15 protein-coding genes are annotated in these 17,492 nt (G+C 59.6%); 3 read left to right on the top strand and 12 right to left on the bottom strand.

Annotated features, from left to right (window positions below; translation table 11 throughout):
- Nucleotides 1-64: 64 nt before the first annotated feature.
- The 3 genes from AC0TNJ_RS11285 to AC0TNJ_RS11275 all read right to left on the bottom strand — a co-directional run bounded on the left by AC0TNJ_RS11285 (nt 65) and on the right by AC0TNJ_RS11275 (nt 2,790).
- A complete protein-coding gene (locus tag AC0TNJ_RS11285; protein WP_122000924.1) occupies nt 65-547 on the bottom strand; it encodes a GlcG/HbpS family heme-binding protein in 483 nt (160 codons plus the stop codon).
- Between the two features lie 85 nt (nt 548-632).
- Complete coding sequence (locus AC0TNJ_RS11280; RefSeq protein ID WP_122000923.1) at nt 633-1,241, bottom strand: response regulator transcription factor; 609 nt, start codon at nt 1,239-1,241, stop codon at nt 633-635.
- Nucleotides 1,242-1,245: 4 nt separating this feature from the next.
- The gene (locus AC0TNJ_RS11275) at nt 1,246-2,790 is read right to left on the bottom strand and encodes a sensor histidine kinase (RefSeq protein WP_473771173.1); all 1,545 of its coding nucleotides are present in this window, start codon (nt 2,788-2,790) and stop codon (nt 1,246-1,248) included.
- Nucleotides 2,791-3,089: 299 nt separating this feature from the next.
- Here AC0TNJ_RS11275 and AC0TNJ_RS11270 point away from each other — a divergent pair, with 299 nt between their 5' ends.
- Both AC0TNJ_RS11270 and pepT read left to right on the top strand, forming a co-directional pair.
- Nucleotides 3,090-4,688, top strand: a complete 1,599-nt coding sequence (locus AC0TNJ_RS11270; protein WP_122000921.1) for an ABC transporter substrate-binding protein — start codon at nt 3,090-3,092, stop codon at nt 4,686-4,688.
- Nucleotides 4,689-4,783: 95 nt separating this feature from the next.
- Nucleotides 4,784-6,022, top strand: a complete 1,239-nt coding sequence (pepT, locus tag AC0TNJ_RS11265) for a peptidase T (RefSeq protein WP_473771172.1) — start codon at nt 4,784-4,786, stop codon at nt 6,020-6,022.
- An 83-nt stretch (nt 6,023-6,105) separates the two neighbouring features.
- On the opposite strand, the gene ggt is transcribed toward pepT, so the two are convergent.
- Nucleotides 6,106-7,845, bottom strand: coding sequence for a gamma-glutamyltransferase (gene ggt, locus AC0TNJ_RS11260; RefSeq protein WP_473771171.1), 1,740 nt, complete (start codon nt 7,843-7,845; stop codon nt 6,106-6,108).
- Between the two features lie 110 nt (nt 7,846-7,955).
- Nucleotides 7,956-9,104 carry a helix-turn-helix domain-containing protein gene (locus tag AC0TNJ_RS11255; protein WP_473771170.1) on the bottom strand — a complete coding sequence of 383 codons (1,149 nt, stop codon included), beginning with the start codon at nt 9,102-9,104 and terminating at the stop codon, nt 7,956-7,958.
- Nucleotides 9,105-9,416: 312 nt separating this feature from the next.
- Here AC0TNJ_RS11255 and AC0TNJ_RS11250 point away from each other — a divergent pair, with 312 nt between their 5' ends.
- Nucleotides 9,417-9,722 (top strand): hypothetical protein, encoded by a 306-nt coding sequence (locus tag AC0TNJ_RS11250; protein WP_122000917.1) that lies wholly within the window; start codon nt 9,417-9,419, stop codon nt 9,720-9,722.
- A gap of 177 nt (nt 9,723-9,899) precedes the next feature.
- Here the strand turns inward: AC0TNJ_RS11250 and AC0TNJ_RS11245 are convergent, their stop codons facing one another.
- From AC0TNJ_RS11245 to AC0TNJ_RS11215, 7 genes are all read right to left on the bottom strand, one after another.
- A complete protein-coding gene (locus AC0TNJ_RS11245) occupies nt 9,900-10,418 on the bottom strand; it encodes a DUF995 domain-containing protein (RefSeq protein WP_473771169.1) in 519 nt (172 codons plus the stop codon).
- Nucleotides 10,419-10,468: 50 nt separating this feature from the next.
- Nucleotides 10,469-11,413 carry a glycoside hydrolase family 26 protein gene (locus AC0TNJ_RS11240; RefSeq protein WP_122000916.1) on the bottom strand — a complete coding sequence of 315 codons (945 nt, stop codon included), beginning with the start codon at nt 11,411-11,413 and terminating at the stop codon, nt 10,469-10,471.
- A gap of 11 nt (nt 11,414-11,424) precedes the next feature.
- Nucleotides 11,425-11,994: a DUF995 domain-containing protein gene (locus AC0TNJ_RS11235; RefSeq protein WP_473771168.1), complete on the bottom strand. Its 570-nt coding sequence runs from the start codon at nt 11,992-11,994 to the stop codon at nt 11,425-11,427.
- Nucleotides 11,975-13,411 carry a UDP-glucose dehydrogenase family protein gene (locus tag AC0TNJ_RS11230; RefSeq protein ID WP_473771167.1) on the bottom strand — a complete coding sequence of 479 codons (1,437 nt, stop codon included), beginning with the start codon at nt 13,409-13,411 and terminating at the stop codon, nt 11,975-11,977. The genes AC0TNJ_RS11235 and AC0TNJ_RS11230 overlap by 20 nt, the downstream gene beginning before the upstream one ends.
- A 73-nt stretch (nt 13,412-13,484) precedes the next feature.
- Nucleotides 13,485-15,329: a glycosyltransferase family 2 protein gene (locus AC0TNJ_RS11225; protein WP_473771166.1), complete on the bottom strand. Its 1,845-nt coding sequence runs from the start codon at nt 15,327-15,329 to the stop codon at nt 13,485-13,487.
- Nucleotides 15,326-16,312: a UDP-glucose 4-epimerase GalE gene (gene galE / locus AC0TNJ_RS11220; RefSeq protein ID WP_473771165.1), complete on the bottom strand. Its 987-nt coding sequence runs from the start codon at nt 16,310-16,312 to the stop codon at nt 15,326-15,328. Before galE ends, AC0TNJ_RS11225 begins: the two co-directional genes overlap by 4 nt.
- Nucleotides 16,309-17,277, bottom strand: a complete 969-nt coding sequence (locus AC0TNJ_RS11215; protein ID WP_122000911.1) for a UDP-glucuronic acid decarboxylase family protein — start codon at nt 17,275-17,277, stop codon at nt 16,309-16,311. The genes galE and AC0TNJ_RS11215 overlap by 4 nt, the downstream gene beginning before the upstream one ends.
- Between the last annotated feature and the right edge of the window lie 215 nt (nt 17,278-17,492).

Genomic DNA, 17,492 nt, shown 5'->3' with positions numbered 1-17,492 from the left:
GGAGCATGCCTCCCAAAAACGCGAAACGGTCGGGACCGGGCAAGGCCAGTCCCGACCGTTTTTCTTACTTTGCCGTGATGGCCTGCACGCCCGCGAGAGCGCATTCCGCGTCGATCGCACCGGACGGCGCTCCGCCGACGCCGATACCGCCAACCAGCGCATCGCCGATCTTGATCGGCAGGCCGCCCGCCTGGATAACGAAGCGAGAATCCATGTCGCGCATGCCGTTATTGGCTGGCTTCGAAGCGATGAATTCCGCAAGTTCGCCGGAATCGCGGCCGAGAGCCGCTGATGTAAACGCCTTTCCTTCGGCGCTGTTGCCGGTATGCGGGCCGGACAGGTCGGCCTTGAGCAGAACCTTGGTCGCCCCGTCGCGTGCAACGACTGCGACGCTCACATTGCTGCCCTTGGCGACGCAGGCATCCAGCGCAGCCTGTGCGGCCTTGGTTGCCAGATCGAGCGGCAGATAAGGCGTGGTGGGGAGAGTCTGGGCGAAAGCGGTAGCCGGAGCCATCGACAGGGCGACAATTGCAAGTTTACGGATCATGGTCGTTCCTCAGTTGTGACGAGGAACATCTAGTTTTGGTTAGCGAGCGGCGGAATCCGTAACTCTTACAAACTTCTCGGTAGTTCTACGGATTGGCCTGTCCTTCCAGCCACAAGCGCGTCATTTCCGCCTGCGAGGTCGTGCCGAGTTTCGCCCCGATGGCCGCACGATGGCTGTCGATCGTGCGTGGCGACAGTTCAAGACCATCGGCAATCTGCCGGGTTGTGAAACCTTGCGCGATACGGCCAAGCACTTCGCGCTCGCGCGCCGTCAATGTAGCCAGCAACGCCAGCGTTTCCGCTCGCAGCGCCTTGCTGCCAAGCCGGTGTTCAAGCAGTTGCTGCGCCTTCTGGATGGCGTCGATCAGGTCCTGCTCGTCGACCGGCTTGGAAAGATAGTCCACCGCGCCATTTCGAAAGGCCCGGCGACAGGCCTCGATGTCGCCATGGCCGGAAATGATGATGACCGGCCAGTCAATGCCCTGCCCGGCCAGACGCTCCTGCAATTTCAGGCCCGTCATCACCGGCATGCGAATATCGAAGATCAGGCATCCCGGCTGCAGTCGCGGCAATTGCGCCAGAAAGGCGGTTGGGTCGGAAAAACTCCTGACCTCAATGTCAATCGTGGACAACAGCAGGCTGAGCGACTTGCGCACCGCTTCATCGTCATCGACAAGATAGACCGGCTGGGCCATTCCCTTAGCTTCCCTTATCTTCGGCGATTGGCAGCACAACACGAAACAGCGCGCCGCGCTCCTGTTGGATATAGGAAATCTCGCCGCCAAAACGTTCGACCAGCCGTTGGCTGAGCGCCAGACCAAGGCCGGTCCCTTCCGGGCGGCTTGTGGTAAACGGAGTAAAGAGGCGCGGCAACAGCTCGGGCGCGACGCCTGGACCATTATCCGCAATTTCCAGAATTGCCATCGACCGCTCGGTCTTCAGGGATGCATTGACGCGCCGGTCCCGATCATCCGCATGGAAGGATTCAATCGCATTGCGGAGAAGATTGAACATAACCTGCTCCATTTCAACCGGGTCAACTGCTGCCACCACAGGTGTGTCGGGCAGGACAAGTTCGATTCCGACATCTTGCCGGGCCGCTTCGGAAGCAAGCAGCGCCTTCACATTTTGAAGCGAAACGCGCAGGTCAGCATGCACGGTCTGCCCGCGTTGCGGACGGGACCAGTTGCGCAGCCGGTCCAGAATGGCAGATGCCCGCCGCGCCTGCTCGACCATATCGTCCAGCGCACCGGCGAGGGCAGCCATATTGTTGCGGCTCAACAGACGGCGCCCGGCCTGCGCACCGGCAAGAAGGGCGGTCAGGGGTTGGGTCAGTTCATGCGCCATGCCACTTGCCATTTCGCCCATCGTGTTGACGCGTGACGCATGGGCCAGACGCGCCTCAAAGCGGCTCAATTCCGCCCGGCGTTCGGCATGGCGGGTGCGTTGCGTCTGGCGAATGATGATTAATCCGCCGAAGAACAGCAGATTGGTGAGGATGAGGAGCGGAATAAGCTGGTCGAACGGCAGCAGGTCGCCCCAGCTCATGGCAAGGGCAGTCTGGAAAAGCAGCGGCTGCGAGGCACTGCCGAGCTTCTTGGAGAAATCGACAGCGTCAAAGGAAGCCGGATGACTGAAGAGAACCGTGCCGTCGGGCAGGAGGATGCGTCGCGCCACACCCTTACCGCTCCAGAATGCATCGTCGGAGCTGATGAGGCTTCCCGCATCGATCGACAGGGCGAGGCCGTCATGCGGATTGTCCGTATTGGGGCTGCGTTTTACCATCATGTAGTGGCCGGGCCGCGCGGATGGCGCCAGCAGTTCCGGAAGGCCGCGATAGGAACGGACAGCCGCCCGTATGGTGTCAGCAAGCTCCGGTTCCAGCGCCCTGGTGCCGGTCACGGGCAGGGTCGGGTCCATCGGGACGAGTTGAATTTCGTCGATGCGCGGATAGAAACGGGTGATCGTCGTCGCCACTTCGAAGAAGACATCGTCCTGTGAAACATCGGACATTCGCGCCTTGGACTGGGCAATCGTGGAAAGTGCGGTCAGATGGGCATCGTGCTGGCCTGCGCGCTGCGAGGCCTCGCGATGCAGCGTGAAGCTCGCAGCCTGAAGCTCCGACAACAGTGCGGTGCGCTGGTAGGCGGCAAGGCTGCCAATCGCCAGACAATTGAACAGCAACCATATGAAAAACGGGAGCAGGCCAGATCGGATATTTCCCCGGCGGCTGTTGACGTTCATAGATTGCATTCCGGTATCAGCCTTCGTTCAGACAGAATATTGCACCCACCGACATTCGTCATTCGATCCGGTTGGGGAGGTTATTGAACTTTCCCACGGCCTGCAAATGCGGTTCTCTCGCCGGAAGCGGGCCCGGCAATTGCGAATTATCGGCTGGAACTCCAAAGACCAGCTTGCTTCATACACCTTTGCGCGCTCATATAAAAATTGCACCGCTGTTTAGAATCATCTGGAAAAGTCGATCCTGAACAACACACCACCGAAGGTGGGTCGCGTCGTCAGCAAGGGAATGCAGCCTCATGAACACATACGGAAAACTATTTTCAGCCGCGCTGGTCGCGGCTGCGCTCAACAGCACGGCAGTTGGACAGGTCTTCGCCAAGACATTGATCTATTGCTCCGAGGCATCTCCCGAAATGTTCGATGCTGCGCAAACGACATCCGGCGCCGTCTACGATGCGTCGGCGCGCAATGTGTCCAACGGGCTTATCAAGATCAAGCGCGGCTCGACCGAGCTGGAACCCGGCCTTGCGGAAAGCTGGGACGTTTCCGCCGATGGCAAGGAATACACGTTTCATCTGCGCAAGGGCGTGAAGTTCCACACCACGAGCTTTTTCACCCCGACGCGTGAATTCAATGCGGACGATGTGATCTTCACCTTCGACCGTCAGGGGAACAAGGAAAACCCTTATTACAATCAGGGCGCATGGCCGCAATTCGGGGCCTATTCCTTCCCTTCGCTGATCGAGAAGATCGAAAAGATCGACGACCACACCGTCAAGTTTGTGCTGGCGCATCCAGAAGCGACGTTCATCTCGACGCTGTCGCTGACATTCGCCGTCATTCAGTCCAAGGAATATGCCGACAAGCTTGTCGCGGAAGGCCGCATCACCGAGTTCAGCCAGCAGCCTGTCGGAACCGGCCCCTATCAGTTTGTCGCTTATCAGAAGGATAGCGCCATCCGCTATCAGGCCAATCCCGATTACTGGGCGGGCAAACAGAAGATCGACAATCTCATCTTTGCAATCACGCCGGATGCGGCAGTGCGCTATCAGAAGCTGAAGTCGGGCGAGTGCCACGTCATCGCCGCGCCGAACCCCGCCGACATTGCGGAGATGAAGAAAGACCCGGCTGTTGAAATGCTGCACAAGGAAGGCCTGAACCTGTCCTTCCTCGCCTACAACACCCAGCAAAAGCCGTTTGACGATGTGCGCGTGCGCAAGGCGCTGAACATGGCGGTCAACAAGGCCGCGATCATCGATGCGGTCTATCTGGGCTCGGCTGTCCCTTCGGTCAATCCGCTGCCGCCAAGCGTCTGGGGCTACAACAAGAACGTCAAGGACGATGCCTACGATCCCGAACAGTCGCGCAAGCTGCTCGATGAGGCGGGCGTCAAGGACCTGAAGATGAAGATCTGGGCGATGCCCGTGCAGCGGCCTTACATGCCCAATGCGCGCCGCGCTGCCGAACTCATGCAGGCCGACTTCGCCAAGGTGGGCGTAACAGCGGAAATCGTAACCTATGACTGGGGCGAATATCTCAAGCGCTCGCTGGAAAAGGACCGTGATGGCGCCGTCATGCTTGGCTGGACCGGCGGCATTGCCGATCCCGACAACTTCCTCGCCGCACTTTTGAGCTGCAAGGCCATCGGCAGCGCGAACCGCGCTAACTGGTGCAATGAGGATTTCGAGAAGCTCATTCAGGCAGCCAAGCTGACGACCGACCAGGCCGAGCGCACCAAGCTCTATGAGCAGGCGCAGGTCGTCTTCAAGGAACAGGCTCCCTGGCTGACAATCGCCCATCAGATCGTTGAACAGCCGGTCAGCAAGAAGGTCAAAGACTTCCGCATCGATCCTTTTGGCGGCTATCTGTTTGAAGATGTCGACATCGAGGAATAACTGGCGGTGAATTATGGTTGGCGGGCGGAAACGCCCGCTATTCTTTTTTGCCTGTATGTAATCCGGGTCGATTCTGACCAATGATCGAGAAAAATATGGATATCGTAGACCGCTTTCTAGCCTATACCCGCATCAACACGACCGCTGTGCCCAATGCGGGCGAACTCCCGTCGAGCGCCGGGCAAACCGATCTCGCAAAGCTGCTCGCCGGCGAAATGCGCGCCATGGGCATGGAGGTTGAGGAGCGCGACCATTCAATCGTCGTCGGCACGCTGCCTGCCAATGCCTCCAATGCCGACCACCAGTTTCCGACAATTGCATGGGTCGCCCATCTCGATACGTCCAGCGAATACACGACCGATACCCGCGCTCATGTGGTCGATTACAAGGGCGGCGATATCGTGCTCAACGAGGCGACCGGCGCCACCATGCGGCTTGCCGAGTTTCCCGAGCTGGAACGCTATGTCGGCGACCGGATCATCGTGACCGACGGCACCAGCCTGCTCGGGGCCGATAACAAGTCCGCCATTGCCGAAATCATGCATGCCATGCAGGTCCTGACCAGCCATCCCGAAATCGAACACGGCACGGTCAAGGTCGTTTTCGTTCCCGATGAGGAAATCGGATTGCTCGGCGCCAAGGCGCTCGACGTGGCGTCCCTCAATGCCGATTTCGCCTATACGCTCGACTGCTGTGCGGTCGGCGAGATCGTGTATGAAAACTGGAATGCCGGTGAGTTCCGCCTCACCTTCAAGGGCCAGCCTGCCCATCCGATGTCGGCCAAGGGCAAGCTGCGCAATGCCATTCTCTATGCCCAGCAGTTCATTGCAATGATGCCGGGCGGCGAGCGTCCCGAATATACGGAAGGCACCGAAGGCTATTACTGGGCGAAGGGCATTCAGGGAACCGTGGCCGAGACAACCCTTGTCATCGATATCCGCGATTTCACGAAGGACGGATACGAGACGCGCCGCATGTTCATTGAAAACCTGGCCGCGAGTTTCAACCAGCTCCATGGCGAGGGCACGGTTCACGTGGACTACAAGGCCGTCTACCGCAACGCAGCCGAGAGCCTGCAAGGCGAAAACCGTTATCCGGTCGCGCTTGCCCTTGAGGCGATGAAGGCAATAGGCGTAGAGCCGACGCCGCTGCCGATGCGCGGCGGTTATGACGGCGCGGTGCTATCCGAAAAAGGACTGCCCTGCCCCAACCTGTTCTGCGGCGCGCACAACTTCCACTCGATTTACGAGTTCCTGCCGGTCGGTTCGCTCAACAAGGCATCCGAAATGGTCATTGAGATTTTGAAGACTGCGCGGATCAACGGCAAAAGCTGATCCCGCACAGCCTCAAATCCTGAGGAGACGTGAAATATCTCGTCTCCTCGTTCGAGCGATCAGGCGCCGGAGCGGTCCACGCTCTAATAGCCGATGGCGGCACCGGCGACGGCGCGGCTGTCGATAGCGCCGTAATAGCGGTTGTCGCCGCCCTTTTCGATTGCCGCCATGTTCTTGCCGCCGACAAGAATGCCTGCCGCCTCGCCCCAGACCGGCCAGTTATGGTCCTCGCCGACCGTGTAGCCCATACCGGTCAGGAGCCGGATCGTATCGGGCGAGAGCGCGTTTGCTTCCATATAGACCCGATCAGGCAGCCACTGGTGATGGATGCGCGGAGCGTCAATCGCCTCCTGAATATCCATGCCATGGTCGATGACATTCATGATCGCCTCCAGCGTGATCGTGATGATGCGCGAACCGCCGGGGCTGCCGATGACCATGAACGGCTTGCCGTCCTTCGATACGATGGTCGGGCTCATCGAGGACAGCGGCGACTTGCGCGGCTCGATGGCATTGGCTTCACCCTGTATGAGGCCGTAGAGATTGGGCACGCCCGGCTTGATGGTGAAATCATCCATCTCGTTGTTGAGCAGAATGCCGGTGCCTTCGGCCACCTTGGCCGTGCCGAACGAGCCGTTCAGCGTATAGGTCACTGCAACCGCATTGCCGTCTTTGTCGACGATGGAATAATGCGTGGTTTCGTTGGATTCCTTGAATTCGGCAGGCTTCAGCGCCTCGCTGACACCGGCGCGATAAGGATCGATGCGGCTACGGATTTCTGCGGCATAGTCCTTGCTGGTGAGCTTTTTGACCGGATTATCGACAAAATCCGGGTCGCCCAGCGCCGTGTTGCGGTCCACATAGGCATGGCGCATCGCTTCCACCATCAAACGCGTGGTTTCTGCCGAGCCGTAGCCGAGATAGGAAATCGGGTAGCCCTCAAGCACATTGAGGATTTCGCAGATGATGAGCCCGCCCGAGGAAGGCGGCGGCGATGAAACGATATCATAGCCGCGATAGCTGCATTTGACCGGCTCCAGTTCGCGGACCTTGTATTGCTCGAAATCGGCCTTGGCGAGAATGCCGCCATTTTCCTTGCTCGATTTGACGATCAGATCGGCGATGTCGCCCTTATAGAAGGCTGCCGGACCCTTTTCCGAAATGGCCGAGAGCGACTTTGCAAGATCAGGCTGGACAAGCTTCTCCCCCAGACCGAGCGGCTTTCCGTCCTTCAGGAAGATTTTTGCAGCTGCCGGGTCCTTCGCCAGTCTTTCATTGCCGTCGGCGAAGGAAAGAATATCGCCCAGCTCCAGCGTAAAGCCGTCCTTGGCGAGCTTCAGCGCGGGGTCGATCAGTTCCTCACGCTTGCGGGTGCCGTATTTTTCGCGTGCTTCCTCGAGGCCAGCCACCGTTCCCGGCACGCCGATGGCGAGATAGGTTTCAGTGCTGGCGTCTTTGACGGGCTTGCCGTCCTTGTCCAGATACATCGTCTTGGTAGCCGCCAGCGGCGCGCGCTCGCGAAAATCAAGAAAGGTGCTCTTGCCGTCCTTGAAGCGGATCGTCATGAAACCGCCCCCACCAAGATTGCCCGCTGTCGGATAAACGACCGCCAGCGCGTAGCCGACCGCGACCGCCGCATCGACGGCATTGCCGCCGTTTTTCAGCACATCGACACCAACCTGCGACGCCAGATGCTGTGCCGTTACCACCATCCCGTTCTGGCCTTCCGCCGGGGCTGGCGATGCCGCATAGGCCGACGGCAGATGACCTGCAACGGCAATGGCCGTGGCAAGGGAAAGCGATTTCAGTCTGTAATGCTGCATGTCTTTCCTCCCTTGTGTCCTCCCCGATGGGAGTCAGGGCACAGCGTCTGCAAAATCTTTTCCAAAAGCAAGTATAAGAAATAGTCAGTATTCGCCTCGGCTGCTGCGCATCATGTATCGAACATGGCCAATGTCCGTAACAGGCTGGCGAATGTAACGGAGCGGTTCGCATCGGGCTGCCCCTCACCAATGCCGTCGTTTCGCGGCAGGGCCTTGCGGACATTGGTCGGGCTGTAGCCGAAATGTTGCGTGAAGGCCCGTGTAAAATTGGCGGCGGTCTCGAACCCCAGCAATTGCGCAATATCCGACACTTTGCGGTTTTCCGATGCATCGGCCAGCAGTTCATGCGCTGCGAACAGCCGCTTCTGGCGGATATAGTTGAGCACCCCGCCCGAGCCCTCGAAAAGCTGGTAGAGATGCGTGCGGGAAATCGCAAGTTCCCGGCTGAGCGCATCGGGCGTGAGATCGCGGGACATAAGGTTTTTCTGGATAAACCGTCTGGCTCTGGTCATCAGCGACAGAGAGGCGTTGGGCCCGTTCGCGTCACTTTCCTTCACCAGAGGAACGATCGAGTCGAATATAAGCTGGCGCAGTGCAGCGCGCAATTCGGGCAGGTCTTCGGCTGTTATACGGTCCAGCCCCGCCTGAATGGTCGATACGAAATCGATCAAAAGCTTGGCACGATAGCCGCCGAGCGTCGCGTTGTTGCACGCCTCCGGCATGCCGCCGAGCCCCGCGAACTGGTCGACCGGAATGATCAGCAGCACCGCTTCCGCTGCCAGCGCACGGCCACGAAACGGAAAGCCGAACGAACGGATATTGATCATGCCGGGTTCGTTTTCCGCCACACGGCCATCCACCGAGGTCCATGAGCGGCCACTGCGCATAAAGCTGATCTGCCAGTGATCGATCGGGCTGAAACGGACTTTTTCCGCCGTGCGTTCATAGCTGAACGCGGGCGCTGTCTGTTCAACAAGCAGCATGCCATGCAGATCCCAGACTTTCTGGTGAACCGCAAATCCCTGCCGGGCATCCATCCCGTCCGGCAACCGCACATCATAGAGCGGAGCCACGTGCTGCTGCCATGAGGAAAACTGCGCGGAGGGGTCCATTTGTTCGGTCGTGAAGACCAGCGGGGCCAGAATATTGGTGCTTCGGGCTTCTTCTCCAAGCCTCGCAAGCGGCACACGCGCTGACTGGCGGCGCTCCACAAATTCCGGCTTCAGATCATTCGTGGCCTTGTCGCTCGGGGATGTCACGGCAACTCCCAAAACCAAACCGGGGGCCAGGGAAAGCACACCTCATCCCAAGTCCTTGCCGTGATATTAGCATTTGCACGTATAAAATCAAAATAAGCCGGAACATTATCTGCCAGCTATCCGTTGGGAGCGGCAGCCGGTATCCTCATGCACAGCGAAGACCTGCTTTCCGGCTTCGCCTGGAGTTGGCCGGAATCGGCTTGTGAAGGAAGATAATTGCATCCCATTTGATGAAAATTTTCAGGAAAATCCGGCCAGAATATTAAAACGCATCCGATAGAAAGCACGGTAATAACAACCGGAGGCAATCGCATGAACAATGTATTTGCATTTACTGTGCGCCGCGAAAGCTTGAAATGGGCTGCCGCTATAGTGGTTGGACTTTCTGCTTCATTGTGCCTGACGGCAGGCGCCGAAGCCAAGGATGCCCGCAAGCAGAAAAGCGAAACGATTTCCGTTTATCGCGCCAAGGTCGAGACAAACGGTCAAGTTCGCTACAACAAGCCGGGATCGGCAAAGGTCATGAAGGTTTCCGCCTCGCAATATGCAAGCGGCACGTCCCTCGTGTGCACGCCAAGCGGCTTTGGGCAGAAATCCCGCTGCTTCAACCGCAACTAGAGCATAATCCGACCGGAGTGAAACGAGGATCGATAAGATCATGCTCAAAATAGAAAGCTTTAGAGCGCCGATCTGATCCAATCAAATCGAAACGCGCTCTAGGGTGAAGTACGCGCCAGTCACACCGGCTCGCCGAAACGCCATACAGATCGGCGAGCCGGCATGTTCGCCTCGCGATCAACTCGCTTCGGCTTTCATGCGCGCCAGTCCCTTGCTTACGCGGTCGCCACGCAGGAGCTTGGCGGCCTCGTCGGACGGGCGCGGCGGATTGTTGCGGAAGACGTACCACGTGCCGCCCAGCGAGCGCTTCTGGTAGATGACGCCTTCTTTCTCGCGATGGAGGAAGCAGGTCGTGTCACCGCCGCCGCTCATCTTGTTGACCCAATAGGCTTGCAGGCAAAGCTTGCCGCTGTCAGTAGCGTACCAGCGCCCCTGCCCGTAAGACCACGCCCTGCCCTTCTGCGACCAGGCGATGAAACGATGTCTGTCGGCAGAGAAATAGCCGCCGCCATCCTTCCATTTCCACGTCCTGCCGGAATAAAGCGCCTCAAGTGCCCTGGCTGATAACGGCGCCGCAGCAGCAGCCTTGGCGGCGACCGGATCATCGGCTTTCTGCTTCGGCGCGGCATCGGCGGCACCTGCCAGAAGAAGCACGGCCAGCGCCGCACTGACGGTTCTCAAACGGATCGAAAACATTGTCGTAATCCTGTTCAGATGTTGGAGCGCAAATTGATCCGCCTTGCGGATCAATCGAGCGGATGGTTTGCAACCCGCCAGTCGGGCCGCCCGACACCACGTGGCCACGGATAGACTTCGCGGTCATTGAAGTAGACGGTTGCGGTCAGTGCTGGAAATTCGGCTTGCGGCTTGTTGGTTTCCTGCGCCCAGGCGCGGACATAGGCGTCGCTTCCCTCATAGCCGAGTTCCGCGATGACAATCGGCTTCCCGAACCCGACCACCCGGTCATAGCCCGGTTTGGCGCGTTCGACGAAAGTGGATGCGCGGCCCAGTTCCAGCATATCGTAGGGCTCGTAGCCGAACACCGACAGGCCGATCACGTCGACATAGCCATCGCCCGGATAATAGGCTTGCAGCCCCTCATCTCCCTTCGGCGACCACATATATTTGGCATGCGGCAGGGATTTGCGGCAGACGCTGACCACGTGCTGGTAGGCGCGGATATAGCCCTCCGCCGACCAATAGGACCAGGTGAACTGGCCTGTCTTGTCGTCCATTTCCTGCGCCCAGCGGATCGTGACCGGGCTCTTCAGCTTCGACGCAGCCGAGCAGACGGCGGCCATGTTGGAATCGTAGCGGCCACGCACGATGCCGCTCAAGAGGTCGTCCGGCGCAACACGCCAGTCGCGCGCCCATGACCATGGTTCCACGGTGATCAGCAGTTCGCGGCCCCGTTCCTGCGCATAGGCATCCGCCGCCGAAAGGCTGGTCAGGTCCACATCTTCCCACGGCAGGAACAAATGCTCGATGCGGGAATTGGGATCGTTGGTGAAATCTCCGTGCGGGTCATAGGCTCCGAACGTGATGGATTGCGGAGTGATGACCGGGCGCTTGTCGTGGAACATGTTGCGGGTGTCGACATTGGCGCCCGAAACACCGCTGGCGGCGTAGACGGCTGTTGAAAGCAGCACGACGCCAAGAATGGCTGTTGCTATTTTATATGAGGTTTTCATCGCCGCCTCCTTTATTGCGTTGGCGATTGGGCGACCGGCAGCGCCAGATTGAGCGCTTCCGTGGCCGGTGTTATCGTTTCGATGGAGATGAGCTTGCGCGCCTCGTCGTCCTTGTTTCCGCCCGCATGGCGGAAGACATACCAGACGCCGTTCGGCTCTCGTTTCTGATAGATCGTCCCATCCGCGATACGGTGCGAGAAACAGGTCTTGTTGGGGAAAATGCCCTGAGCCAGATGCCATTTCGCATCGAAGCACATCTGGCCCGACCATGTGATCCGCCAGCGTCCTTCGGCCCATGCCTTGCCCTTCTCGCCGTCGACGCGAGCGGTGAACCGGCGGTTCCGGCTTTCCATCCGGCCAGCGCCATCGGCCCACTGCCAGCTCTTGTCATGATAGAGCATGTAAAGCTCGGCAGGCGTCATCGGGCGGGCGCCGTCCGGCAAGGCATCCCTTGCGGTTGGCGCCGCACCGGCTGGCGCACTCAGCCCGGCAAGCACCGCGAGCAATGGCAGCACGCGCCCGCACCGCAACGATGGGGTCCGCCGACCCTCAAACTTCGCCTCAAACTTCGAATGTTTCATTTGAACCTCCCACGACCTTCAGGTTGCGCGCACCCGCCAAAGGGTCTTGCGATTGACGGATGCGCGCCTGCGGCAGAACGTTTGTTGCTCTTGTTTCCTGCCGCTGTTGAACAGGATGGCCGATTGTCGAAATCCGGAAGCCCAGGCTCCCGGCAATCGCCGGTGAAAAGACATTGCGCAGGTCAACGATCACGGGGTCCCGCATGGTCTGCTTCACCCGGGCAAGATCGAGCTTGCGAATGCTGTCCCATTCGGTCACGACCACGGCAGCGTCAGCGGCGCTGAGGCATTCATAGGGATCGTCATGGAACTCGACGTCGCCGAGCAGGCGGCGGGCATTCTCCAATCCCGCCGGATCATAGGCGCGAATGCTGGCGCCGAAGCGCTGCAAGGTCTCGATAAGCGGAATGGACGGCGCGTCCCGCATGTCGTCCGTGTCGGGTTTGAATGTCAGGCCGAGGATGGCAACCGTCCGGCCTTCGACGCTGCCGCCAAGCGCATCCAGCACCTTGAGCGCCATGCGGCGCTTGCGCGCTTCATTGACCGTCACGGTTTCCTCGACCAGCCGCAAGGCCACCCCGTGGTCCTGGGCGGTGCGCAGCAGCGCAATCGTATCCTTCGGGAAGCAGGAGCCGCCATAGCCCGGCCCCGCATTGAGAAAACTGGTGCCTATACGCTTGTCCAGCCCCATGCCGAGCGCCAGTTCGGTGACATCGCTGCCAACTTCCTCGCACAAATCCGCCAGTTCGTTGATGAAGGTGATCTTGGTGGCCAGAAAGGCATTGGCCGCATATTTGATGAGTTCGGCCGTCCGGCGCTGCGTGATCACGATCGGCGTCTTTCCGGCTTCGAGCGGCGGCGCGTAAAGGGCCACAAGCACGGAACGCGCCCGCTCATCCTCCACGCCGATGACAACACGGTCCGGTTCGAGAAAATCGCGGATGGCGACACCCTCGCGCAGAAATTCCGGATTGGAGGCGACGGAGAATGTGCCGGGCCTGCGAACCGAGCCTATGATCTTCTGCACGGCATCGCCGGTGCCGACCGGAACAGTGGACTTGACCACGACGACGCTGTTGTCGTCGATCAGAGGCGCAAGTTCGCGGGCGGCCATATAGACGAAAGACAGGTCCGCATCGCCGTGACCAGCACGGGCCGGCGTTCCGACAGCGATGAAGACCAGCGCCGCGCCCCTGACCGCTTCCGCCAGATTGGTGGTGAACCGGAGACGGCCAAAGGCGAAGTTGCGTTCCACCAATTCATCCAGCCCCGGCTCATAGATCGGCACGATGCCGCGCTCCAGCCGGGCGATCTTCCGGGCATCCTTGTCGACACAGACGACCTCGTGTCCCCATGCCGCGAAGCATGTGCCACTGACCAATCCGACATATCCCGTACCGATGACAGCGATCTTCATAACCGTCGCGCCTCTCTGTTTGTTTTACGCATGTCCTTGCCCGAAACCGGTTTCCGCTTTCGGCAGACATGCGCTAATTTGCTGCGCTGGCACCGTTGGTGCGCCAGCGCGGATTGAAGATTGTCCTGTGCACGTCGCGCCCGCCTCGACCGGCACCAGCTACCGAGAAGCGGTCGTCAAAGATCGTGAAGCTTTTCGTGCCCCAGCTCAGAGCCTCAATGCCGTCGCGTCCGCGTTCGGCGGTCGTGAAGCCGGTCAGCGCCACCAGCGCCGTAAAACTGCATGCCATTGCCGGTCGATAGAGGCGACTCGTCATCCGTACCTGATTTTCCCGCGTGTGCTGGATGACGATCATCGCCATCAGAAACAGGTAGAAACACGCATTGAGGATGGCGAAGATGAAGAAGCCTCGCGTCTGGTCGGCATCGTTGACGAAGAGCACCGGCAGAATGGACAGGCCGGAGATCAGCGCATAGGGAGCGATCACCCGCAGCGGCACCGGATCGACTTCCGAAGAACCCTTCGGCGTGACGCGAAAATCGACAAAGGAACCGGTCAGCCAGTCGCGGAAAGCCGCGAAGGTGCCAGCCAGAACCCACGGCCAGCGCGCCAGCAGGAACAGCATCGCCTCCCAGCTGAAAATCCTGCCGTCGACGGGCCGGAACGTCCTGCTTGACCGCCACCAGAATGCCAGCGCCAAAATCACCAGCGACTGCGGCATGAAGTGCATCAGGAAGGCCGGATAGGTGACGCTGACGAAATTATCGCCATAGACCAGGATGGCTATCGGCAGCACGAATGTCAGCGCCAGAAAGAAGGCATAGAGCGGATACCAAAGCTGCGAGAACAGGAACTGTATCTTGAGGCGCAGCGGCAGCCGCCCGATCAGCTTTGGCGTATATTGCAGCAGGATCATCACAAGGCTGCGTGACCACTGGAACTCCTGCGTCACAAGATCGGCGAAGGTGCGCGGACCGTCGCCATGGGCGATGGCGTCCAGCGCGTGAACACCCCGCCAGCCATGCGCGTTCATGAACAGGGTCGTGGAATGATCCTCGGCCAGTTCCGGCCCAAGACCGCCGATTTCCTTGAGCGCCGCCGTGCGCACCGCATAATGGGAACCGATGCAGACCGGGGCGAAGCCGCCATTATAACCGGCCTGCAGGGAGCCGTGCATGCTCGCCTCCACATAGAGGCGTCCGCGCGCCGACCAGCTTTCACGGGCGTTGCGGTCACAGATGCTTGGTGCGGAGACATAGCCGACCGCGGGATCGGCGAAGGGCCGCAATATATTGAAGAGATAACCCGGTTCCGGCACATGGTCGGCATCGAGCTGCGAAACGAAATCATAGCGTTCATAGCCATAATGGTCGTAGAAGAAGGCGAGATTGCCTTCCTTGCAGCGGGTGCGGCGCGGCCAGCTCTGCCGGTGATAGTCGGCGCGGCCCTTGCGCGTGGAAACGAAAACGCCATGCTCGCGGCACCATGCAAGCGTCGAGGGCGATGGGTCTTCGTCGGCAAGCCATGTATCGTGCGGCACATCCTGCGCCAGCATGGCGCGCAAGGTTTCAGCCACCACCGCGAAGGGTTCCGACGGGGCCTTGGTGACGACCATCGCAACACGGCTTTCGGCGGGGATGCGCAGCGGCCCGGTCGGGCGTGCCGCGTGGAAGAAAACCGTGATGAAGTAAAGCGGCAGGATCGTGATCCAGGCCAGAAGCGCCGTCACCAGAATGGAACCGAGCAGGTGATTGTGCGTTGCGCTGATGAACCACCATTGCCAGAAATAGGCGATGGCGAGCGCCCAGAGCACAATGCCCACCACATATTCCACCCGCTTGCGGCCCGTAAAGATCGGCGCCAGCAAAGGTTCCGGTTTACCCCTATCAAAGGCAGCATGAAGATCGCGCCGTGTCATGACCGCATCTCCAGACCAAAGAAGGGTGCTGCCGTGCGGATGATCGTGTCGAGATCGGAATGAAGCGTGCGGAAGCCGAGCTTCGCAGACGCTTCAGCCGGATCGGCATAAAGCACCGGCGGATCGCCCGCCCGGCGCGGGCGCATTTCGACAGGCACCGTGCGACCGGTCAGCCGGTCTATCGCATCCACGATTTCCCGGATGGATGTTCCGCGCCCGGTTCCCAGATTAAGAACCAGATTGCCACCGCCATTCAGCAGATGCTCGACCGCAAGCACATGGGCCCGCGCCAGATCGACCACGTGAATGTAGTCGCGGATGCAAGTGCCGTCCGGCGTGTCGTAATCATCGCCATAAACTTCGAGGCAATCCGCCTTTCCCGCCGCAGCCAGCATGGCGCGGGGTATCAGATGCGTTTCGGGATCGTGCTTTTCGCCCAGTTCGCCATCCAGATCGGCGCCGCAGGCGTTGAAGTAGCGCAGCGCCGCATAGGGCAGGCCATAGGCTGCCGAATAGTCGGCCAGCATATGTTCGGCGATCAGTTTCGTGCGCCCATAGGGATTGATCGGGTTTTGCGTTTGCCCTTCACGGATCGGCAGCACATCCGGAATGCCATAGGTGGCGCAGCTCGACGAAAAGATGACGGGGCGTCCGCCCGTCAGGCGGCTTGCTTCCAGAACGGACTGGATGCCGCCGACATTGTTGCGATAATATTTCGCCGGGTCCGTGACGGATTCCCCCACATAGGCCGAGGCCGCAAAGTGAATGATCGCAGCCGGATCGAAGCTCCTGATCGCAGCGACAAGCTGATCTTGAGAAAGCGTGTCCCCCTCGACAAACTCGCCCCAGCGCACGGAAGACCGGTGGCCCGTCGACAGGTTGTCGTAGACGACCGGCGAGAATCCGTTTTCGTGCAGGAGCTTGGCCGTATGGCTTCCGATGAAGCCCGCGCCGCCGGTGACGAGGATGTTGGGCCGTGTCATCTCGCCACCTCGAAAAGCTCGCCCGATGGCCTGACAAGCTGGCGTTCGAAATAGGCGATGGTCTGCTTCAGTCCTTCGACAAGCGCTATCTGCGGTTCCCAGCCAAGCTCGCGCTTGGCGAGCGTAATGTCCGGGCGCCGCTGGCGCGGATCGTCGGTTGGCAGCGGACGATGGACTATGCGCGAGGATGAACCCGTCAGCGCAATGATCTGCTCAGCCAGTTCGCGCACGGTGAACTCGCCCGGATTGCCGAGATTGACGGGCTGCTGAATGCGGCTGCTCATCAACCGGCAGAAACCTTCGATCAGATCATCGACATAGCAGAAGGAACGGGTCTGCGAGCCGTCGCCATAGATGGTGATGTCTTCGCGCTTCAACGCCTGAACGATGAAGTTCGACACGACGCGCCCATCGTCGGGCCGCATGCGCGGGCCATAGGTGTTGAAGATGCGCACGATGCGGATATCGACGCCATATTGCTTGTGAAAATCGTAGAACAGCGTTTCGGCCGAGCGCTTGCCTTCATCATAGCAGGACCGCGGGCCGAAGGAGTTGACATTGCCCCAATAGGCTTCCGGCTGCGGATGGGTCTGCGGGTCGCCATAGACTTCCGAAGTCGAGGCCTGGAAAATCCGCGCCTGATAATGCGCTGCGAGTTCCAGCAGGTTGAGCGAACCGATGACGCTCGTCTTCATCGTATGGACCGGGTCGGCCTGATAATGCGGCGGCGAGGCAGGGCAAGCCAGATTGTAAATCTCGTCCACCGGCAGGTCGATCGGATTGACGATATCGTGGCGCACGAAGCTGAACGTGTCGTAACGCAGGAGATTGCGCAGGTTCTCAAGCCGCCCCGTCGAAAAATTGTCGACGCAGATGACGAAATTTCCTTCGCTCAAAAGACGCTCGCAAAGGTGAGAACCGAGAAAGCCTGCTCCACCTGCAACGAGGATGCGCCGTGTCGCCATGCGCTCCGCAGATATACCTGACGATCTGAAATTTATACTCACGAGAGCCTCCAACACTGCCACTTCACTCGTGCCATCCAGAAAAAACCGAAGCAAATCCACCAACACGCTCGAATAGAAGCGTGCCTGACGGTTTTTTCTGTTTGGTCTGTTTGATGATTGAAGATAGCCGGGCCGGAGACCAGAGTCGTTAGCGTAGAATCCCGAAACTTATC

The sequence above is a fragment of the Ochrobactrum sp. PL_is483 genome (assembly GCF_055816855.1).
The sequence above is the reverse complement of the archived record's forward strand: the minus strand, read 5'-3'. Positions and strand labels throughout refer to the sequence as shown.